This window comes from Variovorax ureilyticus, assembly GCF_037889935.1.
Lineage (GTDB): Bacteria > Pseudomonadota > Gammaproteobacteria > Burkholderiales > Burkholderiaceae_C > Variovorax > Variovorax ureilyticus.
Window position 1 is genome coordinate 378131 of sequence record NZ_JBBKZU010000006.1, and the last position, 24784, is coordinate 402914.

Consider the following 24784-nt stretch of genomic DNA (forward strand, 5'->3'; position numbering starts at 1 on the left):
GGGGTGTGCTCAGGTCGCCGGCTTGTCGCTGGGCGTCTTGATGTTGTCCCGCAGCTGCGGGCTCATCGGCAGGCCGAGCGCAGTGCCCCGCGGCGGAATGGGCTGCATGAACCACTTGTCATACATCTTCTCGAAGCGGCCCGACTTCATGAGATCGATGATGGTGTCGTCCACCACCTTCTTGAACGCCGGGTCGTCCTTCGGCAGCATGCAGCCGTAGGGCTCGACCTGCAGCGAATCCCCGACGACCTCGAAGTCGCCCGGATTCTTGGCGTTGGCGATCTGGCCGAACAGCAGGATGTCGTCCATCGCGAACGCGACGGCGCGATCGGTTTCGACCAGCAGGAAGGCGTCGGCATGGTCCTTGGCGAGGACGATGTCCATGTCGAGGTTCTTCTCGACGTTGTACTTGCGCATGACCAGCGCGTTGGTGGTGCCGGTGGTGCTGGCGACCTGCTTCTTCGCCAGGTCCGCGTAGTTCTTGATGTGGGAGGACTTCTTCACCAGCAGCCGCGTGCCCGTGTAGAAGTGATTGATCGCGAACGCGACATCCTTGCCGCGCGCCGTGTTGTTGGTGGTCGAGCCGCATTCGAGATCGACCGTGCCGTTCTGGATCAACGGGATGCGATTGGCCGAGGTCACCGGCATCAAAGCGACTTCGAGGTTGGGCTTGTTGAGCTTCTTCTTGACCGCATCGACCACCGCATTCGACAGCTCGACGGAGAAGCCGACCGGCTTGCCGCCATCCAGATAGCTGAACGGCACCGAGGACTCGCGATAGGCCAGCGTGATCTTGCCGGACTCGGCGATCCTGGCCAGGGTATCGGCCGCCTGTGCACCCGTCGCGGCGGCGGCGAGCAGGACGGCGGTCATCAATGCGGATAGCTTCATGCGAGCCCTTTCGGTGGTTTGAATGTGAAACGGAGTGTAGGAAGCATCCGCCCGTTGCTCACAATTCCTTTTGCACGGACGGCCATGACCAAAAGTTATGGGCGGCGCATCCCATGAGCTTTGGCTATGGCCCGCGGCGCTTTTGGCATTTCACGGCGCAGACGGTGCGGCCTAGAGTCGACGCATCCAAGACCACAGAGAGGAAAGCGTCATGCACTTGTGCGTGCTGGGAGCCGGCATCGTCGGCCTGGCCACCGCCTGGCAACTGAACCGCCAGGGTTTCGAGGTGACCGTGATCGACCGCGCGGCGCCCGGCGCGGGGGCCAGTGGCGGCAACGGCGCGCAGCTCAGCTATTCGTACGTGCAGCCGCTGGCCGATCCTTCCATCTGGAAGCAGCTGCCCAAACTGCTCCTGTCACCGTCCTCGCCGCTGAAACTGCGCCCGCAGCTCGATCCGCTCCAGTGGCGCTGGGGCCTGGCTTTCCTCGCCGCGTGCAACGCGAAGACCTCGCGAGAGACCACCGCGCAGCTCCTGGCACTGGCCACGCGCAGCCGCATCGCCTTCGAAGCGATGCGCGACGAGCTCCAGCCCGATTGCGACTTCTCCGCCACGGGCAAGCTGGTGCTGTACGCGAGCGAGGCATCGCTCGAAGGCGCGCGCCGGCAACTCGAACTGCAGCGCACCCTGGGCAGCGAGCAGCGGCTGGTGACGCCGGATGAATGCGTCGCCATCGAGCCGGCGCTCGCGGACTATCGGGGCCAGATCGCCGGCGCGATCCACACGCCGAGCGAATGCGCGGCCGACTGTCTGAAGGTGTGCACGGAGCTCGAAGAGGCGCTGCGCGCGCGGGGCGTGCGCTTCGTTCTCGGCAACGATGTGAAAGGGTTCGATCTGCGCCGGGGCCGCGTCGCCGCGGTCCGGACTTCGGGCGGGGATGTGCCGGCGGACTTCTTCGTGATGGCACTGGGCAGCGCGTCGCACGAGCTCGGCGCGCAACTCGGCGTGTACCTCCCGGTCTACCCGCTCAAGGGCTACAGCATCACGCTCGATGTGGACCCGGCGCCGGCCGCTGCCCCGCGCGTGAACGTGACCGACAGCGCGCGCAAGGTGGTCTTCGCCCGCATCGGTTCGCGACTGCGGGTGGCCGGGATGGCGGAGCTCGTCGGCCACGACGCGAGCATTCCCGCGACGCGCATCGAGACGCTCGCCGAAGCGACGCGCGCGGTGTTCCCGAGGGCGAGCCGGATGGACTCGCTCCACCCCTGGACCGGCATGCGCCCTGCCACGCCGACAGGGGTGCCGATCATCGGGAAGGTGGCTGGCGCGCCGTCGAACCTGCTGTTCAACACCGGCCACGGCGCACTGGGCTTCACGCTGGCCTTCGGATCGGCGCAGCAGATCTCCCGGCTTCTGGACGCGAAGCGAAGCTGAGACGGCGCGGCCGCGCGCTCAGTAGGAGGAAGCGCGTGCGCTCCCCGGCGGGAAGCCCGCGAACATCTTGTCGAGGGCGGTCTGCAGCATCGTGTTCATGCGCGCGGGGTCGTCCTGCAAGGTGCCGCTCGCGGTGCCGCGCCACAGGCCGCGCTTGGTGGTGCCGTCGAACAGGTCGACGACGAGCGTGCCCACCTCGAAGGTGTCGACCGTGGTCATCGAGTTCGGCGCTGCGGGGCCGAAGCCGCCCCAGCCGAGGTAGCCCACGGTCGTCGTGTTGAAGACCTGGCGTTCCTGGCTGGTCACATGCGCGGCCACGTGGACATCGCCGTTGGGCGCGAACTTCCAGCCCCGGGCCTGCAGCCGCGCGTCGATGCCGTCGACGATGCGCTGCTGCATCAGCGGCGATCCGCCGTCGGGCTTCGTCACCCAGCTGTAGGTCTTGAATCGCGAGAAGTTCACACCGGGATCGAAATCCGTCTTGACCGTGGGAGTAGCGGCACAAGCCGACAGAAGCACTGCGAAGACGAAGGCGACGAAGCGTCCGAGCATGTTGACTCCAGTGGTGAGTTGCGAAGGCCGGGGCAGTTTAGCCCGGCATCCCCGCGGACCGAACCGTGTCGCTCAGGCGCGCGTGAAGACCAGGACCGAGTTGGTTCCGCCGAAGGCGAACGAATTGCTGATCGCTGCTTCGAGCTGCGGCGCCGCCGTGCCGATCTGCGGAACGAGGTTGAGACTGCACGCCGGGTCCATCTCGGCGCAGTGCGCATTGGGCGGAAACTCGCGCCGCTGCAGCGCCATCACGGTGATGACCGCTTCGAGCGCGCCGGCCGCGCCGAGCAGGTGACCGTGCAGCGCCTTGGTGGAGCTGACGCGCAGTCGGTCGAGATCGTCGCCCCACACCTGCGCCAGCGCATCGCGCTCGACCACGTCGCCGATGCGGGTGGCCGTGCCGTGGGCATTGCAGTAGCCGATGTCCTTCGGCTGCAGCCCGGCCTGCCGCAAGGCCTGCCGGAGCGCGCGCGACTGGCCCGGCGCGTCGGGCTTGGTGAGATGCGTGGCATCGCAGCTCTGGCCCCAGCCGGTCAGCAGGGCACGCGGATGGGCGCCGCGCCGGCGAGCACGCTCGGCGGATTCGAGCACCAGAAATGCAGCGCCCTCGCCGAGCGCGAACCCGCTGCGGTCGGACGCGAACGGCCGGACCGCCGCCGCTTCGTCGCCGGGCACGAAGGACGCGAGCGTCTGCATCGCCTGCCACGCGAGAACCACGCCCGGCACGATCAGCGCTTCGCTGCCGCCAGCGATCGCCAGGTCGACTTCGCCGCGCTGGACCGATTTCGCGGCTTCGGCGATCGCAAGGCTCGACGACGCGCAGGCGACCGAGTAAGTCAGCACCGGCCCGTGCACGCCCTGGCGCATCGCCACATGCGAGGCCGGCGCGCTGGGCATGAAGGCCGGGATGGTCAGCGGCGGCACGCGCCCGTTGCCGCGATAGGCGGTCTCCAGCGCGGTCGCACCGCCCATCCCGCAGCCGGCGAACACGCCGATGCGCTCGGGGTCCACGTCGGCAGCCTTGCCGGCGTAGCCCGCGTCGCGCATCGCGAGGTCGGCAGCGGCCACGGCCAGCTGGCTGACCCGGTCGACGCCGGCGAGCTGCAGCTTGGTGAACCAGCGCAACTCGTCGAAGGCGGCGGTGGCTGCGACCGCGGGCTTGGGGAGTTCGGGGAAGACGGGCCGCAGCGCGGATTCGCCGCGCATCAGCGCATCGAACATGGCCTGGGGCTCGTCCCCCTGCGGCGAGACGATGCCGATTCCGGTGACAGCGACTTCGCTCACGCCGATGCGGATTGCGAGGCTTTCACCTTGTCGACCAGGGCCGCGAGCTGGGCCAGCGTGTCGATCGTGGGATCGTCGTCGGGCATGCTGATGCCGAAGTGGTCTTCGATCGCGAAGACGAATTCGACCAGCGCCAGCGAATCGAAGCCCTTTTCGCGCATGGAAGCATTCGGGTCGAGCTCCGCCGGCTCGATGCCGTATTTCTCCTGGATGAGGTCCTGCAGTTCTTTGAGCGAACTCGTTTGTGCGGTGTCAGTCGTCATGTTCTGTCCATCGACCGGTCCTGTCGACGGCGATGTTGGGTAGTTGCTGTCTGGCCTCAACCCCTCCTGGGAAGGCTGCGATCGACCCGCCGGCCATGCATTTCCATGATATCCGCTTCAGCCCGGGGGCTTGGCGTCGGACGCGGCCGCCAGTACAGCGACGGAATCGCGAAGGCGATGCCGAGAACGGCGCCCGCGACCGCATCGAGCACTACGTGCTGGCGGGTCGCGAGCGTCGAATAGACGATCGCGAGAAACCACGCGGCATTGATGAGCCGCAGCCAGGCGGGCGCACGGATCGCCCTGAAGACATGGTCCACCCAGATGGCGGTGAAGATCGCCACGGCCACGTGCATCGAGGGACAGGCGTTGCCCGCGGCATCGACCCCGCGAAGGATCTCGAAGCCGGGAAAATCGGTCGGGTCCTTGGGAATCGTCGGGATCTGGGTCGGCCAGAAATAGAAGAAGCCGAGACCGGTCAGGCACAGCGCGCCGACCCATATCCCGTAGGACACCAGTTCCCTGAACGTGAGCTGCAGTCCCGGAGCCACGCCGACGTAGACCCAGAGCGAGAAATACGCGATCAATGCCGGCGGCTGGAAGGGAATCAGGCGGTCCAGCGCGGTGAGCGGCATCACCGTCACCGGGCTGGCCGGCTCGCGCAACAGGTGGAAATAGCCGATGAAGAAGATCCAGGTCCACACCGTGGTGCCGACCACCTTCAGCGGCAGGTAGCGGCGCATCCGCAGCCCGAGGTCGGCAGCCCAGCGCGGGGACGGATGGGACGCGAGCCCCGGTCGGGATGGGTTCATGCAGGTCGGCGTGTTCGTTCGGTCAGGCACAAAGGACAAAGGCATGCCCATTGCACCGCCCGAACGACCACGCGGACTTACAGGATCAGCAGCGCACGAAAGTCGTTGACGTTGGTGTGCGTCGGTCCGGTGACCAGCAGGTCCCCGATCGCATCGAAGTAGCCATAGGCGTCGTTGCGATCGAGGTGATCCGCGAGCTTGCGGCCGGCGGCTTCCGCGCGGCTGAGCGTGTCGGGCGTCACAAAGGCACCGGCATTGTCCTCGACGCCGTCGATTCCGTCCGTGTCGGCCGCCAGTGCCCACACGTTCTCGCGACCGGCGAGCGCGCCCGCGAGACCCATGCAGAACTCGCCGGCACGGCCGCCGCGCCCCTTCGGCTGGCCCGGCTGGCGCGGGCGGATCGTCACCGTGGTCTCGCCGCCCGAGATGATCACGCAAGGCCTGGCGAAGGGCTGGCCGCGCATCGACACCGCACGCGCCAGCGCGCCGTGGACCTTGCCGACCTCGCGCGATTCGCCTTCCATCTCGTCGCTCAGGATGTGCGCCTCGATGCCGGCGGCGCGCGCCGCGGCGGCCGCGGCTTCGAGCGACTGCTGCGGCGTGGCGATCAGGTGCGTGGCGTGGTTCCTGAAAACCGGGTCGTGCGGCTTCGGGGTTTCGAGCGCGCCGCTCTCGAGTGCCGCCCGCACTGCCGCAGGCACCTCGATGCGATAGCGGTCGAGGATCGCGAGTGCCTCCGCGCAGGTCGAGGCGTCGGGCACGGTCGGTCCGCTGGCGATCACTGCCGGATCGTCGCCCGGCACGTCGCTGATGGTGAGCGTGACCACCTGCGCCGGCCCGCAGGCCGCCGCGAGGCGACCGCCCTTGATGCGCGAGAGGTGCTTGCGCACGCAGTTCATCTCGCCGATGTGGGCGCCGGATTCGAGCAGCTGCGTGTTGATGCGCTGCTTGTCGGCCAGCGTCAGGCCTTCGGCCGGCAGCGTCAGCAGCGCCGAGCCGCCGCCGGAGATCAGGCACAGCACCAGATCGTCGGCGGTCAGCCCCTGCGTGAGCGCGAGGATGCGCTCGGCCGCCTTCATGCCGGCTTCATCGGGCACCGGATGCGCCGCTTCGACGATGTCGATGCGCTGCGGCAGACCTTCCGGGCGCGGCGGTATGTGCCCATAGCGCGTCACCACCAGGCCCGACAGCGATGCATCGGCGGGCCACAGGGCTTCCAGCGCCTGTGCCATCGACGCGCCCGCCTTGCCGGCCCCGAGCACCAGGGTGCGCCCCTTGGGCGGCTTGGGCAGGCAGGGCCCCATGCTGGCGAGCGGCAGTGCGCGCTCGACCGCGACGCGATAGAGATGTTCGAGGAATTCGCGCGGTGCGCCTCGCGGATCCGGGATGTTCGACGTGTTCGACGGGTTCATGATTTCACCTTGTCTCTGTATCCCTGCCACCATACCCCACCGCCCTCTTGACCAGGGGGCCGCCGCGCCCGGCCGCCCGAAGCGGCCGGCCCGCCCTCAGCAGGGGGGTGGGCGAAGCGACACGAAGTGCGCGCAGCCTGGGGGGTTACTTCGTACCAGCGCCGCCTTCGAACCACTTGGCGATCAAGGCGCGCTCCGCGTCCGTGATCCCGGTGGCGTTGTTCATCGGCATGATCTTGGTGACCACCACCTGCTGGTACACCGCCTGTGCATGCGCGGCCACCTGGTCCGGCGCGTCGAGCCGCACGTTCTTCATCTGCACCTGCGCGCCGTGGCACATGTAGCAGCGCTGTTCGAGCACCTTCTGCACGTCGCCGAACGAAACCTTCTGCGTGGCGGCACTTGCCTCGGGCGCCCCGACCGGCTCCGGCCGCATCCAGATGATGGACAGCCCGAGCACGACGACGCCGAACATCGCGTAGGGCACGGGATTGCGCGCATTACCCAGTTTGAAGCGATGACGCACCACGAAGAACTGACGGATGGCCGCGCCGCCGAGCATGATCAGCAGCAGCACGATCCAGTTGTACTTGCTCGTGTAGGTGAAGCTGTAGTGGTTGCTCAGCATCGCGAACAGCACCGGCAGCGTGAAATAGGTGTTGTGCACGCTGCGCTGCTTGCCGCGAGCGCCGTGGATCGGGTCGACCGGCTTGCCCTCGCGCAGCGCCGCGACGTTCTTGCGCTGGCCGGGGATGATCCAGAAGAAGACGTTGCCGCTCATGGTCGTCGCCATCATGGCGCCCATCAGCAGGAAGGCCGCACGGCCCGCGAACCAGTGGCAGGCGAGCCATGCCGCGAAGGCGATGAAGATCGCCACCAGCACGCCGACGATGGTGTCGCCGTTCTTGCGCTGGCCGAAGATCTGGCAGATGCCGTCGTAGACCATCCAGAACACGACGAAGAAGGCCAGCGCCACCGCGATCGCGGCGCCGGGCTGCCAGTCCATCTTCGATTTGTCGATGAGGTAGGTGCTGGCGTTCCACAGGTACGAGACGGTGAAGAGCGCGAAGCCGGTGAGCCAGGTCGAATAGCTTTCCCAATACGACCAGTGCAGGTGATCGGGCAGCTTCTTCGGCGCCAGCGCGTACTTCTGCATGTTGTAGAAGCCGCCGCCGTGCACGGCCCACTGCTCGCCGCCGACGCCCTTGTCCAACGATTCGGGGTCCTGCGGCTTCTCGAGGCTGTTGTCCAGCATCACGAAGTAGAACGAGGCGCCGATCCAGGCGATCGCGGTGATGACGTGGACCCAGCGCAGCAGGAGATTGGCCCAGTCGAGGTAATAGCTTTCCATTTGGCTTCAACCCTTACGGCGTGTGGGAACGCCGTGGTGTTCCGGCCTGCTCACCACTGCGGGCGCTGTAAGCAGAGTGATTGCCGCGAACGAAAGGCACCTGGTGGCTCCTCGCTCCGCTGCGGCTTGTGGACTGAAGTGTATACACTTTTACGAAAAAGTCATCGGATTCCGGCGTCGAGATGGGTGCAGGAAAACCCTGATCACGGCCGTGCGGAATAGAGCGCCTGCAACAACTGTGCCGCCACTGCGACAGCGATCACCTCCGGCTCCTTGCCCGTGATGCCCGGCACGCCGATCGGACAGGTCACGCGGTCCATCTCGGCCGCCGTGAAGCCCCGCGATTCGAGGCGATGGCGGAAGGTGGCCCATTTGGTCTTGCTGCCGATCAGGCCGATGTAGGGGAGATCGTCGCGCTCGCGCAGGCGCTTCAGGCAGGCGATCACGATGTCCAGATCCTCCGCGTGGCTGAAGCTCATGATCAGCACGCGCGAGCCGGGCGCGAGGTCGGCGACGGCCTGCTGCACCGGGTCGGAATATTCGGTCTCGATCTGTGCCGGCAATTCGTCGGGGAAGACGCCGTCGCGGCTGTCGATCCAGCGCACCGAGAACGGCAGCGTCGACAGCAGCCGCGCCAGCGCCGCGCCCACGTGGCCGCCGCCGAACAGCGCGACCGGTTCGAGATGCGCGAGCAATTCCTTTTGCAGCGCCTGCGCATCGGAAGCCTGGATGCGCCGGTACGACAGGAACACCACACCACCGCAGCACTGTCCGAGGCTCGGCCCGAGCGGATAGCGGCGGATGCCTTCGATGGCCGGGCCGCCCGCGAGCCAGGCGCGCGCTTCCTCGGTCGCCTGGAATTCGAGCTGCCCGCCGCCGATCGTCGCAGTCAGGCCGTCGGCCCAGACCGCCATCCAGGTCCCGGCCTCGCGCGGCGCCGAGCCCTGCGTCGATTCGACCCGCACCAGGATGCCGTGCTCGCGCTTCAGTCGCGCGAGGAGTTCATCAACCGCGCCTGTCATCCGCGATACCTCCGGTTTCGGCGCCCGTTGCCCGCCACGGTATAACCGCGCCAATGAATTTCAAGCTCACGCCGCGCCGCCTTGCATTGGCGGGCGCCCTTGTCTCCAGCCTCTGGCTCGCCGGCTGCGGCACCCCTCCGACCGCACCAGGCGCCGTCCCCGGCCAACTCAGCAACGCGACGCCCGACCGCGGCGACACCAACCGCCCCCGCCCGACGCCGTCCAACGCAACGACCGCGCGCGACTACCGCAAGGACGCCGCGCGCTACGTCTACCAGCTCAACAAGCGGCGCATCTACGAAGGCAAGCTGCCGCCGATGCTCTATGCGGTCGGCACGCTGCAGGTCGATCTCGACGCCGGCGGCAAGGTGATGTCCATGCACTGGATGCGCGCGCCGAAGCACGCGCCCGAGGTGATCGCGGAAATCGAGAAGGCCGTGCTCGAAGCCTCGCCCTTCCCGGCGCCGACGAAGCTCGGCAAGGTGACCTGGACCGACACCTGGCTGTGGGATGAGGACGGTCATTTCCAACTCGACACGCTGAGCGAAGGACAACTGTAGCCCGCTAGTCCGCAAACGCCGCGGAACCGGCTTCCCCGGGCCGCTGGCGTTGCTCCCGGCAGGGGGTTGGCGAAGCGACACGCAGTGCGCGCAGCCTGGGGGCGAGCAACATTTCAAGAGCCGCGGTACGTGGAATAGCTCCAGGGGCTCACCAGCAGCGGCACGTGATAGTGCTGGTCGGCGCGCGCGACGCCGAAGTCCAGCGACACGCGATTGAGGAAGTTCGGCTCCGGCAAGCTCACGCCGCGGGCCTTGAAATAGCCGGCCACGTCGAACACGAGGCGGTATGTCCCCGTCTTGAGCGTCGTGTTGTCGTAGAGCGGGCCGTCGCTTCGCCCATCCGCATTCAACGTGAAACGCCGCACCAGCGTGGCGCGCGCGTCTTCGCCCGTTCCGTCGGTGGTGTACAGCGCAACCTCCATGCCGGCGGCGGGCGTGCCGTGCATCGTGTCCAGTACGTGGGTGCTCAGGCCCATGGATTCGCTCCTTCAGTGCATTCGGGAAATTCCGGTCGACAAAAGTGTATACAGTTCCGGGCTTTCGGTCTATCATGAAAAGACCATGGAATCGACCACCACCCGCGCCATCGTCGACGCACTCACCAAGGCCATTGTGGAGCACCGTCTCCAGCCGGGCAGCAAGCTGGCGGAGCAGAAGCTCGCGGACCACTTCGGTGTCTCGCGCACGCTGGTGCGGCAGGCGCTGTTCCAGCTGTCGCAGAACAAGCTGATCCGCCTCGAGCCCGCGCGCGGTGCGTTCGTGGCGGCGCCGGCGGTCGACGAGGCCAAGCAGGTCTTCGCGGTGCGCCGCATGCTCGAAGCCGAGATGACACGCGCCTTCGTGCGCAGCGTGACGCCGGCCAAGATCAAGGCACTCAAGGAGCATGTGGCGCTCGAGAAGGCCGCCGTCTCAGGCGAAGACATCTCGGGCCGCACCGAATTGCTCGGCGACTTCCACGTACGCATGGCCGAGCTGATGGGCAATGCCGTGCTGGCCCAGATCCTCGGCGAGCTGATCTCGCGCTGCGCGCTCATCACGCTGATGTACCAGAGCGCCAGCGCGGCCGAGCACTCCAACGACGAGCACGCGGACATCGTGAAGGCGCTCGCGGCCAAGGACGAGGAGCGCGCGGTCCGCCTCATGACAGAGCACCTCGAGCACGTCGAGGCCAATCTGACCTTCGACCGCAAGGTTCCCACGCACGACATCGCGTTGGCGCTGGCCTGAAACCCATCCGACCACCATGAGCATCTACGACACCACCCTTCCGTACCCGCGCGACCTCGTCGGCTACGGCCGCAATCCGCCGAACGCGCAATGGCCCGGCCGCGCACGCATTGCCGTCCAGTTCGTTCTGAACTACGAAGAGGGCGGCGAGAACTGCGTCCTGCACGGCGATGCCGGCTCCGAACAGTTCCTCTCGGAGATGTTCAACCCGGCCAGCTTTCCCGAGCGCCACATCAGCATGGAAGGCATCTACGAATACGGCTCGCGCGCCGGCGTCTGGCGCATCCTGCGCGAGTTCGAGACGCGCGAGCTGCCGCTGACGGTGTTCGGCGTCGGCATGGCGCTCGAGCGCTATCCGGAACTCGCCGCCGCCTTCAAGGAGCTGGGCCACGAGATCGCCTGCCACGGCTGGCGCTGGATCCACTACCAGGGCATCGACGAGGCCACCGAGCGCGAGCACATGCGCCTGGGCATGAAAGCCATCGAGAAGCTCACCGGCGAGCGCGCCCTCGGCTGGTACACCGGCCGCGACAGCCCGCGCACGCGCCGCTTGGTGGCCGACTACGGCGGCTTCGAATACGACAGCGACTACTACGGCGACGACCTTCCCTTCTGGATGAAGGTGCAGAAGACCGATGGCGACGTGGTGCCGCAGCTCATCGTGCCCTATACGCTGGACTGCAACGACATGCGCTTCGCGTTGCCCCAAGGCTATTCGCACGCCGACCCGTTCTTCCAGTACATGAAGGACAGCTTCGACGCGCTCTACGCCGAGGGCGACGAAGCACCGAAGATGATGAGCATCGGCATGCACTGCCGCCTGCTCGGACGACCGGGGCGCATCACCGCGCTGCAGCGCTTCCTGGACCACATCGCCGCGCACGACCGCGTGTGGGTCTGCCGCCGCGTCGACATCGCGCGCCACTGGAAGGCGACCCATCCTTACGCCGCCGCCTAGAACGGAGACCGACATGGCCCTCACCATCGACCAACTGAATGCCGCTTCGGGCGCCGAATTCATCGCATTCCTCGACGGCGTCTATGAACACTCGCCGTGGATCGCGGAGCGCGCGGCCAAGGCGCGCCCCTTCCGCTCGCTGGCGCACCTGAAGCACGCGCTCGTGCAGGCCGTCGCCGGCGCATCGCGCGACGAGCAACTCGGCCTGATCCGCGCCCACCCCGAATTGGCGGGCAAGGCGATGGTCGCCAAGAGCCTCACGGCCGAATCGACCAACGAGCAGAACAAGGCGGGCCTCACGCAGTGCACGCCCGAGGAGTTCGCGAAGATCCAGCAGCTCAACGCCGGCTACAACGCCAAGTTCGGCTTTCCGTTCATCCTCGCGGTGCGCGGGCCGCGCGGCACCGGCCTTTCGAAGCAGGAAATCATCGAGACCTTCGAGCGCCGGGTGCACAACCATCCGGATTTCGAACTCGGCGAGGCGCTGCGCAACATTCACCGCATCGCGGAGATCCGGCTCGACGACAAGTTCGATGCGGACCCCGCGCTGGGCAACGAGGTCTGGGACTGGCAGGAAAAGCTGTCGGCGCACACCGATCCCGGCTACGCGGAGAAGGGCCAGCTCACCGTCACCTACCTCACCGACGCACATCGCGCTTGCGCGCAGCAGATCGCCCAGGACATGCGCGAGGCCGGTTTCGACCATGTCGAGATCGATGCAGTCGGCAACGTGGTCGGCCGCTACGACGGCGCCACGCCGGGCGCGAAGACCCTGCTGACCGGATCGCACTACGACACGGTGCGCAACGGCGGCAAGTACGACGGTCGCCTCGGCATCTTCGTGCCGATGGCCTGCGTTCGCGAACTCAAGCGCCAGAACCGCCGCCTGCCCTTCGGCTTCGAGGTGGTCGGCTTCGCCGAAGAAGAAGGCCAGCGCTACAAGGCGACCTTCCTGGGCTCCGGCGCGCTGATCGGCCACTTCGACAACGCCTGGCTCGATCAGAAGGATGCGGACGGCATCACCATGCGCGAGGCACGCCGCCACGCGGGCCTGAAGGACGAGGACATTCCCAAGCTCCAGCGCGATCCGTCGAAGTACCTCGGCTTCGTCGAAGTGCACATCGAGCAGGGTCCGGTGCTCACCGAGCTCGACCTTCCGCTCGGCATCGTCACGTCCATCAACGGCAGCGTGCGCTTCGTCGGCGAGGTCATCGGCATGGCGAGCCACGCCGGCACCACGCCGATGGACCGCCGCCGCGATGCGGCCGCGGCCGTGGCCGAGCTGATCCTCTTCGCAGAGAAGCGCGCCGCGAAGGACGGCGACTCCGTCGCCACCGTCGGCATGCTCGAAGTGCCCAGCGGCTCGATCAATGTCGTGCCGGGGCGCTGCAAGTTCAGCCTCGACCTGCGCGCGCCGAACAATGCGCAGCGCGATGCGCTGGCCAACGACGTGCTGGATGCGCTGAAGGAGATCTGCGAGCGGCGCGGCGTGCGCCACACGCTCGAAGAAACCATGCGCGCCGCCGCCGCGCCCAGCGCGCCCGAATGGCAGAAGCGCTGGGAAAAGGCGGTCGACCAGCTCGGCGTGCCGCTTTTCCGCATGCCCAGCGGCGCCGGCCACGACGCCATGAAGCTGCACGAAGTCATGCCGCAGGCGATGCTCTTCGTGCGCGGCATCAACTCCGGCATCAGCCACAACCCGCTCGAATCGAGCACCAACGACGACATGCAACTGGCGGTGCAGGCCTTCCAGTCGCTGCTCAACGATTTGGCCAACGAACAAGCCCACTAAGACCATGACCGACTACAGCAAGCTCGACGCCTGGATCGACGCCCACTTCGACGAGGAAGTGCGCTTTCTTCAGGAAATGGTGCGCGTGCCCACCGACACGCCCCCCGGCAACAACGCCCCGCACGCCGAACGCACCGCGGAACTGATCAAGGCCTTCGGCTTCGAGGCCGAGAAGCATGCGGTGCCCGAGCAGGAGGTGAAGGACTACGGCCTGGAGTCCATCACGAACCTGATCGTGCGCCGCAAGTACGGCGAAGATGGCGGCCGCAAAGATGGAGAACGACCAAGCAAGGGCTTGGTCGTGGCGCTGAACGCACATGGCGACGTCGTGCCACCCGGCGAAGGCTGGACGCACGACCCCTACGGCGGCGAGATCGAGGACGGCAGCCTCTACGGCCGCGCGGCCGCGGTCAGCAAGAGCGACTTCGCGAGCTTCACCTTCGCGCTGCGCGCACTCGAAGCGGTGGCCAAGCCGACGCAAGGCAGCGTCGAACTGCACTTCACGTACGACGAGGAATTCGGCGGCATCCTCGGCCCGGGCTGGCTGCTCAAGAACGGCCTGACCAGGCCCGACCTGATGATCGCCGCGGGCTTCAGCTACGAAGTGGTCACCGCGCACAACGGCTGCCTGCAGATGGAAGTCACGGTGCACGGCAAGATGGCGCACGCGGCCATTCCGACCACCGGCGTCGACGCGCTGCAGGGCGCGGTGAACATCCTCAATGCGCTCTACGCGCAGAACAAGCTCTATCAGGAAGTCACGTCGAAGGTCGAGGGCATCACGCACCCCTACCTCAACGTGGGCCTGATCGAAGGCGGCACGAACACCAACGTGGTTCCCGGCAAGGTGGTGTTCAAGCTCGACCGGCGCATGATCCCCGAAGAGAACCCGGTGGAAGTCGAAGCCAACATCCGCAAGGTGATCGAAGACAGTGCGGCGCAGATGCAGGGCATCACGGTCGAGATCCGGCGCATGCTGCTGGCCAATTCGATGAAGCCGCTGCCGGGCAACAAGCCGCTGGTCGATGCCATCCAGAAGCACGGCCAGGCGATCTTCGGCGAACCGATCAAGGCCATGGGCACGCCGCTCTACACCGACGTGCGCTTGTATGGCGAAGCCGGCATCCCCGGCGTGATCTACGGCGCGGGGCCGCGCACGGTGCTCGAATCGCACGCCAAGCGCAACGACGAGCGCGTGGTGCTCGAAGACCTGCGCCGCGCAACGAAGGTGATCGCGCGGACGCTCAGCGATCTGCTGTCCTGATCGGGCTTCGCCCGAATCCGGCACGTGGCGTGCGGTCATTGCGCGTGACCGCATCGCCCCGGCCTACACTCGCCCGCATGCACACCGTGACCGTCCCTCTTCGCTCCCTGCTCCTCGCAGCAGATTCCTGAGCCCGGCGGTCCGTTTCCCTCCCCTTCTTGCGCAAACCATCGACCGCCGGGCATCCCTCCCGCGCGGCAGCGGCTGCTCCTCGTGCGAGCAACCGTATTCGACTGGAGTGCGTCCATGCATGCAACGAATTCCGGCGAACCCGTGTTCGCCGTTCCTCATCACACCCTTCACGGCCGGCCGGCGGAAATCCGCTCGATCCTCGCGGTGACCGATTTCTCCGCACAGGCGGGCTGCGCCATGGACCGGGCGGCCCGGCTGGCGGTCGAGCACGGCGCGACGCTCAAGCTGATGGTCGCCTCGCTGGGAGGCGCATTGCCGAGGCCTCATGCGGCAAGCCTCCTGGCACAGACCGCCCGCGCGCTCGGCGCGCGTTTCCCGCTGACGGTGAGGACCGTCGACCAGGCTGCCAACACGCTGGCTCACGTCGCCGGCGAGGGGCGATGTGCCGACCTCGTCGTGCTGCCGGCCTGCCGCGAGAGTCCGCTCATGACGTTCGTGCGCGGGCACGCCGCCGAACGGCTGGCGCGCCTCGTGCGCTGCCCGGTCCTCCTGGTCCGGCGTGCGGCCAACAGGTCGTACGACAGGATCCTCGTCGCGGTGGACTTCAGCGCCGAGTCGAAGCATCTGGTGCGACTCGCGTGCGATCTCGACCGCCACGCGGACATCCAGCTCTTCCACGCCATCAGCGCGCGCGACGAGGCGAAGCTGCGCTCCGCCGAAGCCTCCATTCACCAGATCCGCGCATACCGGGAGGACTGCCTTCGATACGCGCGCAACCGCATCCTGTGGCTCACCGATTCGTTCGATGCCAGGCGCAATCGCGTGATGTCCACGATCGGCCACGGCGATCCGGCGCGCCAGGCGGTCGTGCAGCAGGAATACCTGCGCGCCGATCTCCTGGTGGTCGGGCGGCGCCGACGGTCACCGGTGGCGGATTTCTTTCTGGGCAATGTGGCGGAGCGGGTGCTCCGCTGGGCGACGAGCGATGTGTTGGTCGTGCCCCGTGACGCGCGGGCCGCGACGGGTGTCGCGGCCGGGCAAAGATTGAAGGCCGAAGGCCTGCGTCTTCCGGCTCAGGCGCGCTGACCGCTGGGGAGCAGGTAGCCGTTGCGATAGACACCGATGACGAGCCCGCTGACCGAGTCGGTGGGGCGGGCCGTGACGTACCTGCCTGCGCCGGCCTGGTAGACGACGATCGTGCAGGCGGAACTCTTGCTCAGGGTGCGGGCGACGCCGACGGCCTGGTTCGCGGTCTGGTAGGTGTTCATCTTTGGCTCCTCGGGCGATTCGCAAGTTGACTTCAGGCGCGGGCGACGGACAGGAGGCCGTCGATCGCGAGCACGACGCCTTCCTGGGCGTCCTGGGTCGGTGCACCTTCGGTCAGCAGCTTGCGAATCAGGCCCAGGGTGTTGAGCAGCTCCGCTTCCATGTCGGTCAGCAGCGGGATGACTTCGAAATTCGGGTACTTGCCCCGCGCGCCCATCGGCCGACCGGGGCCGGAAAGATCGACGTTGTAGCCTTCGCTGATCGCTTCGTTCTGGGTTTTCATGGCGTTGGGATTGGTTTGGACAAACTGGGACGGACGGGTCCGGCATCGCATCCGGCGGATCCGCTCCAGGCGGCGCGCAACGCGACGGACATGCAGGCGACTCAAGGCAGTCTCATCAGATCGGTAAGACGCTTGCCCATCGCCTGGATGCGGTTCTGCTTCTCGGCGCGGCGGCGGGCGACCATCTCAAGCGCCTGGGCGACGGACTCGGCACCGAGATCTCCAAACGAGCTGCGATCGCGCCAGGCACTGGCCACTTCGGCGATCTGATCGCTGTCCAGCCGCTCGGGCGGGGGATTGGCATGGGAGGCCACGGCCCGCGCGCGATCGGTGGGCGGCAGGCTTGCGCGAAGGAGTCCCAGAAGACCGGCGCTGGTCCACTGAGGTTTGGAGATGTTTCGTGCGTCCATGTAATACATTGTGCCTATGTAAACATAAAGTTACAAGCGCTCCCATTCAACTTTCTTCTTACGTTTTCTGCGACCGGAACTAATTCACGAAATTCGGTCATCGGCCCGTCACAAACGCCCTCGCCATTTTGGGCTCGCTTCGCCTCCGGCCGGGCCCGTCACGCGTGGTGGGCCTCAACGCATCGATTCGAACGGCCGCAGCAGCCTGAACTTGCGCCCTTCCGGCTGCGAGGCCTTGCCGCCCTTCGCAGCGCCGCCGTCCAGTCCGCAATCGGTGGCGACGCCTGCATCGCCAAGCAGGGCGGGCGCGAGCAGCGACAGGCCACCCGTCGCCGCGGCCACGCCATAGGTCGCTGCCTGCCGCACCGTGCCCTTGGGGTCGATGCTCAGCTCGGGACTCTCCAGCGGGCCCTTCAGCAGCATGAGCTGAACGAGGCTGCCCGGATTCAGGTCCAGCCCTTTCTTCACCCGCGGGCGGAATTCGAGTTCGATCGTCTGCTTCGCCAGATCGACTTGTCCGATCGCCGCGACCGCGATCTGCCGCGTCTCCATCGCGATCGACCGGTCGATCGGTGCGACACCATTGCGCAGCGGCAGGCGTGCCACCGCGCACTGCACCACGAGGTCTTCGCGCGAAGCCTGCTTGGGCAGCAGCACGTCGACGAGGCGCGCGACGATGCCGCGATCGAGCGCCGCAGCCCGACCCGCCAGCGCGACGTCGCGGACCGAGAACTGCACATCGCCGTTCGACGAGGCGGCCAGGCTGCGTGGCGTGCGGCCGGTCATCGACAGCTTGGCGGCGAGGCTCGCACGGCCACCCTTGAACTGCTTGCCCCCGCTCCACAATTCATCGAGCGCGTCGACCGACAGCGAACGCGCCGTCAGTTGCACTTCGGTCCGAGGCGCCGCCCCATGGCTCGACGCGATCGAAAGACTGCCCTTGATCTCGCCACCGGCCGCACCGAACGAAACGGGCTCGATCGTCAATCGTCCCTTTTCCGATACCGCACGCGCCTTCACACCCGACAGCATCGGCAAGCCCGGCACCGTCAGCCGATCGACGCCGAGCGCAATCCGCAGCGCAAACGGCGGCAGCGACTCGAACGTGATCAGCGGCACATCGCCGAAGACCGGCTTGCGCGATCCGGTCTCGGCCGAAGCCGGCTTGCTCGCCGATCGACCGACACCCCATTTGCCCAGGTCGATCTCCGCGCCCGAAAGTGCCACGTCCAGACTGGCCGTCGGCTGCGTCGCCATCCAGGTGACCCGGCCCTTCATCAGTTGCCCGGCGAGCGACAGCGTCAGCGCATCGAAGCGCCATTCGTCCCGGTTGCGCTGCAGATCCGCACTGGCCTCCACCGGCATCGGCAACGCGGCCGCGAACTTCGACAACTGCGGCAGCTGCGACAGCGCCCGGGTGTTGTCGGCACGCACCGTCAGCCTGGCCGACAGCGTTCCGGTACGCGGGCCGACACCCATGCTGCCGTTGGCCGTCATGAGCGCGCCGCCGGTCGCGAAGCGCAGGTTGAACGGCCATTCGTCGGTTCCAGCCAGCAGCATGGCCGGATGGCCGATGTCGCCTTCCACCGTCCAGTGCTGGGGCCCGAGCCTCAAGGCGGCGGTCAACCGGTCGAGATCCGCCCGCGCCTGCAGTTCCAGCGACTCGATGTCGATCTCGCTCGACGTGCCCTTGCCCGCGTCCCGATAGCCGATATGCACCTGCGAGAGCACGAGCCGATCCAGCGCGAGCGGCGGTGCCGACGCATTGCCGGTGGATGGCGCACGCGGCGCCATCTGCCAGTTGTAGCGGCCGGCGCCGTCGGTCTCGAGCAGCACGTCGGCACCGTCCACCTCGATGCTCAGGATGCGGATCCTGCGATCGAGCAGATCCCGGAGCGAGACCTCGAACGCCGCGCGCCGGAAGCGGAACATGTCCGGCCGGGAACCCCACTGCGCATTGGCCAATGCGACATCCTCGGCGCGCACCGCGATCGTCGGCAGCAGTCGGATCGACAGATCGCCGTCGATGCGGAACACACGCCCTGTCGCCGCCGTGACCTGCTCGGCCAGCAGCGCGGAGATGCGCGCCGGCGGAAAGGCCATGCGCAACCCGATGGCCGCGGCCACCAGCAGAAGCACGATGACCACCAGCACGATGCCCGCGATGCGCCAGCCACGCCCGCTGCGCTTCGGGTCCGTGACGTGGGGGGTGTCGGCCATGGCGTCGGGCGGCCCGCTATTGGCTGAATGCCGAAGCGGGCATCCTGATTTCAGTCAGCTTCCAGTCAACAAAGCCGCTGCGTTCGAACACCAGCCCGAGGCGCTCCGAATTGGGCTCCTCGGGCTTTGCCGGATCGATCGCGAAGGCGGTAATGCGGCTGACGCCTTGCCTGTCGATGACCCAACGCGGCCTGTCGTCCGTCTGCGCTCCTGCGTCCGTCCGTGGCGGGCTCGCGGGCGCAGCCTGGCCCGGGGCCGGTGCCGGGTTGGGGGTCGCGGCAGGTGCGGGCTGCGCCAGCCGGCCGTGGCTCATCGCGGCCATGACCGTTTCCGGCCGCACCATCACGTCCACGAGCTGGTTGACCAGCCCCAGCCCGAGCATGCTGCCGAGGGTCGCGAGTGGATTGCCCGGATCCTTCTGCGCGCCGAGCTTCTGTGCGACGAGCGCCGAGAACTGGTCCTTCAGGCTCTCGCGCAACCTCGGGTAATCCACATGCCGGTTGAATTCTTCCGCGTCGCCGTTGCGGGCCGCCGTCTGGAGCTGCCGCAGGGCCAGGAACGGCGACCAATACCAGTACGCCGCGAGGCCCAGAAGCAGGACCAAAACGACCGCGACGAGACTTTTGGATTTCATGCAAGAGATTCTGCAACGTGTCATCCGACTTCGAAGTCGCGCGTTGAACGCCTTGACCGATCCGGAATTTCGGATCGGCCAACCTCAAAAACCGTCACAACACCGATCATTCATGAAACGCACTCTCATCGCTCTCGTCGCTGCAGGCTTCGCACTCGCCGCCGGTTCTTCCTTCGCACAGGCCCCTGCCGAACCCACCGCTGCGCCGGCTGCCAAGACCAAGTCCAAGCACAAGTCGTCGCACAAGACGGCACACAAGAAGTCCACGAAGGCAAGCGCAGCCTGAGATGAACGAAACATGAAAGGCCCCTTCGGGGGCTTTTCTGTTTCTGGGGCCTAGCGGATCACCGCGGTCGCGATGCCCGCAAGGCCCGCGGCGATGAGCCCGAGCGCCCACACGAAGTCGAGGTCGAGCCACGCGCCACGCAGCGCGCGCAGGCCGAGGTAGCGATAGACGATCCACGCGGCACCCAGTCCCGCGCCGATCATGGCCGCCGTGTGCACCAGCGAGACGGTGACGGCGACGCCGACGCTGGAGCGCATCAGCTCCATCACTGCCTTGTGATCCGAAAGGCCGGACGGCGACGCTGGCGACGCGGGCTGCGACGAGTCGCACAGGCCCAGGAGAATGGGCAGCAGCATCAGGGCCGCTCCATGCGCGGTCGCCATCAGGAACGACCACAGCGCCAGTTGCGTCGGCCGCACGCGGCTCAACCAGCGGTGACGATGCCGACCCATCAGCCGCCACACGCCGAACGACAACACCAGGAGGCCCGCCGCGATGCGAAGCTCATGGTTCCAGCGCAGCATCCACGCGAGGGCCGCGAAAGGTACGAGCACCAGCGCCATCGCGAGCAGATGCCCCGCTCCGAGCGGCAACCAGGTTGCGAAGACCGCCGTGTCGCGCTTCTCGCCGAGTCCGTTCGCCACGGCCAGCGGCCACCCCATCGCCGGGTTCAGCCCGTGAAGAACCCCGACCACCACCACCCCGGCCCACAGCGAAAGGGTGGCCGCGTTCACGTCGTCAGGCCGATGGATAGCAGAACGAATCGGTCGAGCAGTCGCCGCCCTGCAGGCGGACCTGGTGCGATCCGTAGTCGGCGCCGAAATCCACGAGGAACCTGCCGTCCAGTTCGATGCCGCCGTCCGCGCCCACGTTGCACATCGCCATCCGCCCGGGAATGCCGTCCGGATAGAACTGCGCGTCCCAGCGGCTGTAGAGCGAGTTGGTGAAGTACACGCGCTTGCCGTCTCGGCTGATCTCGGTCATCTGCGGCCCACCGCCGAAGCTCGTGCCGTTGGGGTGCGGCGCGTGCTTCACGATGCCGCCAATGCGTACGCTGCCCGCAAGCTTGGGGTTCTGCGGGTCCGTCACGTCGTACTGACGCAGTTCGCCCGTGCCCCAGCAGGCCACGTACAGGAATCGGTCGTCCATCGACAGATCGATGTCGCTGATCAGCGGCGGCACCGCGCCGAAGCCCTTCAGCAGCGGCGGAAGCACCGATGCATCCGCGGGCTCGGGCGGAATGACCGCCGTCTTCTTCGCGTGGAACTGGCCGCCTTCGCGCCACCAGGTCCAGATCGAGCCTTCGAGATTGGTGGTGTCGACCACCACGCCGACGAAGCCGTATTCGCGCGTCGGATCGTGCGCGGGCCGCACCTCCAGCGCCATCTGGTGATTCGCGCCGAGGTCGATGGTCTGCACGTGCCGGCGGGCGCGCAGGTCCCAGAAGTGCAACTGGTGCCCGTAGCGATTGCCCAGCAGGTCCTCCGCCACGATGCCGTTCTCGAACTGCGGCGGCAGGCCCCATTCGCTCGACACCATGTAGTCGCGCGGCAGGTTCCACCAGAAGTCGTAGTGCAGCTTCTGCGGGCCGCGTTCGATCTCCCACTGGCCGAGGACTTCGAAGCTCTCGCAGTCCATGAGGAACACGCCCGGCGGCCCCTGCGTGCCGTCGCCGGCCCCGCCCAGCGTGCTGATGTAGAGGCCCTCGGGGCCGCAGTGCACCGTGTGCGGGCGCGAATAGCCCGTCTTGCGGATCACCTCCTCGGGCTCGATCACGCGGCTGATGGTCGGTTTCTTCGGGTCCGGCTGCGTGTCGACCACATAGATGCGAGACGAGCGGATGCCCGGAATGATCAGGTAGCGCCGCTTGAGGAATGCGTGCCCCGACATCGGCGACAGCGCGGAGCTGCAGGCATTCCAGCCGAAATGATGGAACTCGTCACCCTTGTTCGGCATGTCGAGCCGGTACAGCACGCTGCCGTAGCTCGCGGAGGCCGGATCGACATCCACCACCGCGATCGCGTCGGGCCGCGAGGCATCCGGCGAGAGCAGTGCGGTGTAGGCGATGTGCTCGGGCTCGGCCTCCATGGCGAGCTTCGGCGAAGGGTGGAATGTGGGATCGGTACGCAGAGATTCGAGCATGGCGAGACTCCTGCAGACGCACGGCCACACGTCGCACGGACGCGGCGAGGTCGGACGAGTATGCGCCTGACCGGATTGGTCAGGAACAGCCAGCTGTATCGATGCGAAACAGCGGCCGGCCCCGGGTTTTCCGCCATACAGCGCGCCGGCTCAACTGTATACAGTTTCGCGTACAGACTCGTGAACGCTCCTTGCGGGCACGCGTCCTGCAAGCCCTTCCCTCACTCTCACGCCGCCCCAGGAGAACTCGAAATGACGGCTGCCGCCTCCGTTCACCCCGTCGACCAGCGATTGCCGCTGGGCAAGGTCACTGCCCTCGGACTGCAGCACGTGCTGGTGATGTATGCCGGCGCCGTGGCCGTGCCGCTCATCGTCGGCCGCGCGCTCAAGCTCAGCCCGCAGGAAGTCGCGCTGCTGATTTCCGCCGACCTCTTCTGCTGCGGCATCGCCACGCTGATCCAGTCGCTCGGCGCGACGCAGTGGTTCGGCATCAAGCTGCCGGTGATGATGGGCGTGACCTTCGCCTCGGTCGCGCCCATGGTGGCGATCGCCAATGCCAATCCAGGGCAAGCCGGCGCGCAAATGCTCTTCGGCTCGATCATCGGTGCGGGGGTCATCTCGATCCTCATCGCGCCGATGGTGTCGCGCATGCTGCGCTTCTTCCCGCCGGTGGTGACCGGCACCATCATCGCGGTGATCGGCATCAGCCTGATGCGCGTGGGCATCAACTGGATCTTCGGCAACCCGGTCGGCCCGACCGCGCCGGCGATCGTCGATCCGGTCTACGCCAAGTGGCTCGCCGACGTGACCTCGCCCGGCTCCGCGGTGCCGCCGATGCCCAAGGGCCTGTCGATCGTGCCCTCGGTGCCCAACCCCAAGTACGCCGACCTCGGCGGCCTCGCCATCGCGGCGCTGGTGCTGGTGTCGATCCTGCTGATCGTGAAGTACGCCAAGGGCTTCGTCGCCAACATCTCGGTGCTGCTGGGCATCGTCATCGGCGCGGTCGTCGCCACGCTCTTCGGCTTCATGACCTTCGAGAAGGTGGCCAACGCGGCCTGGGTCGACATCGTGCTGCCCTTCCACTTCGGCATGCCGAAGTTCGACCCGATCCTGATCCTCACGATGTCGCTGATCATGATCGTGGTGATGATCGAATCCACCGGCATGTTCCTCGCGCTCGGCGAGATGACCGACCGCAAGATCTCGCAGGAGGACCTCGCACGGGGCCTGCGCACCGACGGCCTCGGCACGCTGATCGGCGGCGTGTTCAACACCTTCCCCTACACCAGCTTCTCGCAGAACGTGGGCCTGGTGGCGGTCACCGGCATCAAGAGCCGCTTCGTGTGCGTAGCCGGCGGCGTGATCCTGATCGTGCTGGGCCTGCTGCCGAAGATGGCGGCGCTGGTCGAATCGCTGCCCACGGTGGTGCTCGGCGGCGCGGGCCTCGTGATGTTCGGCATGGTCGCCGCCACCGGCATCCGCATCCTCTCGGGCGTGGACTTCAAGACCAACCGGCACAACGCGATGATCGTCGCGGTGTCGATCGGCATCGGCATGATTCCGCTCATCGCGCCGAACTTCAAGCAGTGGATGCCGCACGCGATCCACTCGCTGGTGGAGTCGGGCATCCTGCTCGCGTCGGTGAGCGCGGTGGCTCTCAACCTTTTCCTCAACGGCGCGAAGCACGACGAGGCTGCCATCGTGGCGGCAGCCAAGCAAGCAGAGGCGCACTGATCAGATCATCGCCAGCGGCTTCTTGCGACGCGGCGGTGGATGCAGGCGGTCGATCTCTGCGAGCGTTTCGGCGCTCAGTTGGAGGTCGGCCGCCGCGAGGTTTTCGCGCAGGTGGTTTTCCCGCACGGCCTTCGGAATCGCGACCACGCCAGTGCGCGAGATGACCCAGGCCAGTGCCAATTGCGCCGTCGTGACGCCGAGCTTCTGCGCCAGCCTGCCCAGCGCCGGATCGGCCGCCAGCGCGCCCTGGTCGATCGGGCTGTAGGCCATCATCGGCATGCCGCGCTGGCGCTGCCACGGAAGAAGACTGAACTCCGCACCGCGTTCGCCGACCGAGAAGTAGACCTGGTTGGCCGCGCAGCCGCCGTCCACCGCCTCCAGCTCTTCCATGTCGTCGACATCGAAGTTGCTCACGCCCCAGTGCCGGATGCGGGCATCGGCCACCAGGGCGCGCATGGCTTCGCAGGTTTCCGCCAGGGGATATTCGCCGCGCCAATGCAGCAGATACAGGTCGACGTGATCGAGCCCGAGCCGTGACAGGCTGCGCGCACAGGCCGCCGGGGTGCCGCGCCGGCTTGCGTTGTGGGGATAGACCTTGCTGACGATGAAAAGCTCTTCCCGCCTCACCTCGCCGGCTCGCAGCGCTTCGGCCACCGCCTGGCCCACGACCTGCTCCGCGCCGCCCTCGCCGTACATCTCGGCGGTGTCGATGAGCCGATAGCCCATGGCGATCGCGGCACGCACGGCCGCCACTTCGGCGGCGCGACGGCCAGACGATTCGCCCATGTGCCAGGTGCCGAGGCCGAGTGCGGGCATCGCGCCGCCACCCGGGAGTTCCAGACTTTTCAATGCAGGCT

General features: G+C 67.1%; 26 protein-coding genes. 9 read left to right on the forward strand and 17 right to left on the reverse strand.

Going from position 1 to position 24784, the window contains the following annotated elements:
- Nucleotides 1-9: 9 nt before the first annotated feature.
- Nucleotides 10-891: a transporter substrate-binding domain-containing protein gene (locus WKW77_RS16470; RefSeq protein ID WP_340357925.1), complete on the reverse strand. Its 882-nt coding sequence runs from the start codon at nt 889-891 to the stop codon at nt 10-12.
- A gap of 211 nt (nt 892-1102) precedes the next feature.
- On the opposite strand from WKW77_RS16470, the gene WKW77_RS16475 reads away from it, so the two are divergent.
- Nucleotides 1103-2323, forward strand: a complete 1221-nt coding sequence (locus WKW77_RS16475) for a D-amino acid dehydrogenase (protein WP_340357926.1) — start codon at nt 1103-1105, stop codon at nt 2321-2323.
- An 18-nt stretch (nt 2324-2341) separates the two neighbouring features.
- Here WKW77_RS16475 and WKW77_RS16480 read toward each other — a convergent pair whose 3' ends face one another.
- From WKW77_RS16480 to xdhC, 7 genes are all read right to left on the reverse strand, one after another.
- A complete protein-coding gene (locus WKW77_RS16480; RefSeq protein ID WP_340357927.1) occupies nt 2342-2875 on the reverse strand; it encodes a DUF4136 domain-containing protein in 534 nt (177 codons plus the stop codon).
- 72 nt (nt 2876-2947) lie between these two features.
- The gene (locus tag WKW77_RS16485) at nt 2948-4165 is read right to left on the reverse strand and encodes a beta-ketoacyl-[acyl-carrier-protein] synthase family protein (protein WP_340358007.1); all 1218 of its coding nucleotides are present in this window, start codon (nt 4163-4165) and stop codon (nt 2948-2950) included.
- Complete coding sequence (locus tag WKW77_RS16490; protein WP_340357928.1) at nt 4156-4422, reverse strand: acyl carrier protein; 267 nt, start codon at nt 4420-4422, stop codon at nt 4156-4158. Before WKW77_RS16490 ends, WKW77_RS16485 begins: the two co-directional genes overlap by 10 nt.
- A 56-nt stretch (nt 4423-4478) precedes the next feature.
- On the reverse strand, nt 4479-5234 hold the full coding sequence (locus tag WKW77_RS16495; protein ID WP_340357929.1) for a phosphatase PAP2 family protein: 756 nt from the start codon (nt 5232-5234) through the stop codon (nt 4479-4481).
- A 77-nt stretch (nt 5235-5311) separates the two neighbouring features.
- Nucleotides 5312-6646, reverse strand: a complete 1335-nt coding sequence (locus WKW77_RS16500) for a glycerate kinase type-2 family protein (protein ID WP_340357930.1) — start codon at nt 6644-6646, stop codon at nt 5312-5314.
- A gap of 145 nt (nt 6647-6791) precedes the next feature.
- Nucleotides 6792-7997, reverse strand: a complete 1206-nt coding sequence (locus WKW77_RS16505) for a urate hydroxylase PuuD (protein ID WP_340357931.1) — start codon at nt 7995-7997, stop codon at nt 6792-6794.
- 203 nt (nt 7998-8200) lie between these two features.
- On the reverse strand, nt 8201-9019 hold the full coding sequence (gene xdhC / locus WKW77_RS16510; RefSeq protein ID WP_340357932.1) for a xanthine dehydrogenase accessory protein XdhC: 819 nt from the start codon (nt 9017-9019) through the stop codon (nt 8201-8203).
- Between the two features lie 53 nt (nt 9020-9072).
- On the opposite strand from xdhC, the gene WKW77_RS16515 reads away from it, so the two are divergent.
- Entirely contained in the window at nt 9073-9579 is a 507-nt protein-coding gene (locus WKW77_RS16515; protein ID WP_340357933.1) for a hypothetical protein, read from the forward strand.
- Between the two features lie 113 nt (nt 9580-9692).
- On the opposite strand, the gene uraH is transcribed toward WKW77_RS16515, so the two are convergent.
- Nucleotides 9693-10055 carry a hydroxyisourate hydrolase gene (gene uraH / locus WKW77_RS16520; RefSeq protein ID WP_340357934.1) on the reverse strand — a complete coding sequence of 121 codons (363 nt, stop codon included), beginning with the start codon at nt 10053-10055 and terminating at the stop codon, nt 9693-9695.
- An 85-nt stretch (nt 10056-10140) separates the two neighbouring features.
- On the opposite strand from uraH, the gene WKW77_RS16525 reads away from it, so the two are divergent.
- From WKW77_RS16525 to WKW77_RS16545, 5 genes are all read left to right on the forward strand, one after another.
- Nucleotides 10141-10806 carry a GntR family transcriptional regulator gene (locus tag WKW77_RS16525; RefSeq protein ID WP_340357935.1) on the forward strand — a complete coding sequence of 222 codons (666 nt, stop codon included), beginning with the start codon at nt 10141-10143 and terminating at the stop codon, nt 10804-10806.
- 16 nt (nt 10807-10822) lie between these two features.
- Nucleotides 10823-11764: an allantoinase PuuE gene (gene puuE, locus WKW77_RS16530; RefSeq protein ID WP_340357936.1), complete on the forward strand. Its 942-nt coding sequence runs from the start codon at nt 10823-10825 to the stop codon at nt 11762-11764.
- Between the two features lie 13 nt (nt 11765-11777).
- Nucleotides 11778-13556, forward strand: coding sequence for a 2-oxo-4-hydroxy-4-carboxy-5-ureidoimidazoline decarboxylase (gene uraD / locus WKW77_RS16535; protein ID WP_340357937.1), 1779 nt, complete (start codon nt 11778-11780; stop codon nt 13554-13556).
- Between the two features lie 4 nt (nt 13557-13560).
- Nucleotides 13561-14820, forward strand: coding sequence for a M20 family metallopeptidase (locus WKW77_RS16540; RefSeq protein WP_340357938.1), 1260 nt, complete (start codon nt 13561-13563; stop codon nt 14818-14820).
- A gap of 246 nt (nt 14821-15066) precedes the next feature.
- The gene (locus WKW77_RS16545) at nt 15067-16038 is read left to right on the forward strand and encodes a universal stress protein (RefSeq protein WP_340357939.1); all 972 of its coding nucleotides are present in this window, start codon (nt 15067-15069) and stop codon (nt 16036-16038) included.
- On the opposite strand, the gene WKW77_RS16550 is transcribed toward WKW77_RS16545, so the two are convergent.
- The 5 genes from WKW77_RS16550 to WKW77_RS16570 form a co-directional block, all read right to left on the reverse strand.
- On the reverse strand, nt 16026-16220 hold the full coding sequence (locus WKW77_RS16550) for a hypothetical protein (RefSeq protein ID WP_184525469.1): 195 nt from the start codon (nt 16218-16220) through the stop codon (nt 16026-16028). The two genes, WKW77_RS16545 and WKW77_RS16550, sit on opposite strands and share 13 nt — an antisense overlap.
- 32 nt (nt 16221-16252) lie before the next feature.
- A complete protein-coding gene (locus tag WKW77_RS16555) occupies nt 16253-16606 on the reverse strand; it encodes a hypothetical protein (protein ID WP_340357940.1) in 354 nt (117 codons plus the stop codon).
- Nucleotides 16603-16920, reverse strand: coding sequence for a hypothetical protein (locus WKW77_RS16560; RefSeq protein WP_340357941.1), 318 nt, complete (start codon nt 16918-16920; stop codon nt 16603-16605). The genes WKW77_RS16555 and WKW77_RS16560 overlap by 4 nt, the downstream gene beginning before the upstream one ends.
- A 165-nt stretch (nt 16921-17085) precedes the next feature.
- Nucleotides 17086-19131: an AsmA family protein gene (locus tag WKW77_RS16565; RefSeq protein ID WP_340357942.1), complete on the reverse strand. Its 2046-nt coding sequence runs from the start codon at nt 19129-19131 to the stop codon at nt 17086-17088.
- A 16-nt stretch (nt 19132-19147) separates the two neighbouring features.
- Entirely contained in the window at nt 19148-19765 is a 618-nt protein-coding gene (locus WKW77_RS16570) for a DUF2939 domain-containing protein (RefSeq protein WP_340357943.1), read from the reverse strand.
- A 112-nt stretch (nt 19766-19877) separates the two neighbouring features.
- On the opposite strand from WKW77_RS16570, the gene WKW77_RS16575 reads away from it, so the two are divergent.
- Nucleotides 19878-20051: a hypothetical protein gene (locus tag WKW77_RS16575; RefSeq protein ID WP_340357944.1), complete on the forward strand. Its 174-nt coding sequence runs from the start codon at nt 19878-19880 to the stop codon at nt 20049-20051.
- A gap of 50 nt (nt 20052-20101) precedes the next feature.
- Here the strand turns inward: WKW77_RS16575 and WKW77_RS16580 are convergent, their stop codons facing one another.
- On the reverse strand, nt 20102-20785 hold the full coding sequence (locus WKW77_RS16580) for a hypothetical protein (protein WP_340357945.1): 684 nt from the start codon (nt 20783-20785) through the stop codon (nt 20102-20104).
- Nucleotides 20786-20789: 4 nt separating this feature from the next.
- Nucleotides 20790-22193 (reverse strand): selenium-binding protein SBP56-related protein, encoded by a 1404-nt coding sequence (locus tag WKW77_RS16585; protein WP_340357946.1) that lies wholly within the window; start codon nt 22191-22193, stop codon nt 20790-20792.
- A gap of 252 nt (nt 22194-22445) precedes the next feature.
- Between WKW77_RS16585 and WKW77_RS16590 the strand changes: the two genes are divergently transcribed.
- A complete protein-coding gene (locus WKW77_RS16590) occupies nt 22446-23927 on the forward strand; it encodes a nucleobase:cation symporter-2 family protein (protein ID WP_340357947.1) in 1482 nt (493 codons plus the stop codon).
- Here WKW77_RS16590 and WKW77_RS16595 read toward each other — a convergent pair whose 3' ends face one another.
- Nucleotides 23928-24776, reverse strand: a complete 849-nt coding sequence (locus WKW77_RS16595; protein ID WP_340357948.1) for an aldo/keto reductase — start codon at nt 24774-24776, stop codon at nt 23928-23930. It abuts the gene before it with no gap.
- Between the last annotated feature and the right edge of the window lie 8 nt (nt 24777-24784).

Coding starts and splice junctions, on each gene's coding strand:
- WKW77_RS16470 (WP_340357925.1), bottom strand. CDS start 891: ATGAAGCTATCCGCATTGATGACCGCCGTCCTGCTCGCCGCCGCCGCG.
- WKW77_RS16475 (WP_340357926.1), top strand. CDS start 1,103: ATGCACTTGTGCGTGCTGGGAGCCGGCATCGTCGGCCTGGCCACCGCC.
- WKW77_RS16480 (WP_340357927.1), bottom strand. CDS start 2,875: ATGCTCGGACGCTTCGTCGCCTTCGTCTTCGCAGTGCTTCTGTCGGCT.
- WKW77_RS16490 (WP_340357928.1), bottom strand. CDS start 4,422: ATGACGACTGACACCGCACAAACGAGTTCGCTCAAAGAACTGCAGGAC.
- WKW77_RS16495 (WP_340357929.1), bottom strand. CDS start 5,234: ATGAACCCATCCCGACCGGGGCTCGCGTCCCATCCGTCCCCGCGCTGG.
- WKW77_RS16500 (WP_340357930.1), bottom strand. CDS start 6,646: ATGAACCCGTCGAACACGTCGAACATCCCGGATCCGCGAGGCGCACCG.
- WKW77_RS16505 (WP_340357931.1), bottom strand. CDS start 7,997: ATGGAAAGCTATTACCTCGACTGGGCCAATCTCCTGCTGCGCTGGGTC.
- xdhC (WP_340357932.1), bottom strand. CDS start 9,019: ATGACAGGCGCGGTTGATGAACTCCTCGCGCGACTGAAGCGCGAGCAC.
- WKW77_RS16515 (WP_340357933.1), top strand. CDS start 9,073: ATGAATTTCAAGCTCACGCCGCGCCGCCTTGCATTGGCGGGCGCCCTT.
- uraH (WP_340357934.1), bottom strand. CDS start 10,055: ATGGGCCTGAGCACCCACGTACTGGACACGATGCACGGCACGCCCGCC.
- WKW77_RS16525 (WP_340357935.1), top strand. CDS start 10,141: ATGGAATCGACCACCACCCGCGCCATCGTCGACGCACTCACCAAGGCC.
- puuE (WP_340357936.1), top strand. CDS start 10,823: ATGAGCATCTACGACACCACCCTTCCGTACCCGCGCGACCTCGTCGGC.
- uraD (WP_340357937.1), top strand. CDS start 11,778: ATGGCCCTCACCATCGACCAACTGAATGCCGCTTCGGGCGCCGAATTC.
- WKW77_RS16540 (WP_340357938.1), top strand. CDS start 13,561: ATGACCGACTACAGCAAGCTCGACGCCTGGATCGACGCCCACTTCGAC.
- WKW77_RS16545 (WP_340357939.1), top strand. CDS start 15,067: ATGCATGCAACGAATTCCGGCGAACCCGTGTTCGCCGTTCCTCATCAC.
- WKW77_RS16550 (WP_184525469.1), bottom strand. CDS start 16,220: ATGAACACCTACCAGACCGCGAACCAGGCCGTCGGCGTCGCCCGCACC.
- WKW77_RS16560 (WP_340357941.1), bottom strand. CDS start 16,920: ATGTATTACATGGACGCACGAAACATCTCCAAACCTCAGTGGACCAGC.
- WKW77_RS16565 (WP_340357942.1), bottom strand. CDS start 19,131: ATGGCCGACACCCCCCACGTCACGGACCCGAAGCGCAGCGGGCGTGGC.
- WKW77_RS16570 (WP_340357943.1), bottom strand. CDS start 19,765: ATGAAATCCAAAAGTCTCGTCGCGGTCGTTTTGGTCCTGCTTCTGGGC.
- WKW77_RS16575 (WP_340357944.1), top strand. CDS start 19,878: ATGAAACGCACTCTCATCGCTCTCGTCGCTGCAGGCTTCGCACTCGCC.
- WKW77_RS16585 (WP_340357946.1), bottom strand. CDS start 22,193: ATGCTCGAATCTCTGCGTACCGATCCCACATTCCACCCTTCGCCGAAG.
- WKW77_RS16590 (WP_340357947.1), top strand. CDS start 22,446: ATGACGGCTGCCGCCTCCGTTCACCCCGTCGACCAGCGATTGCCGCTG.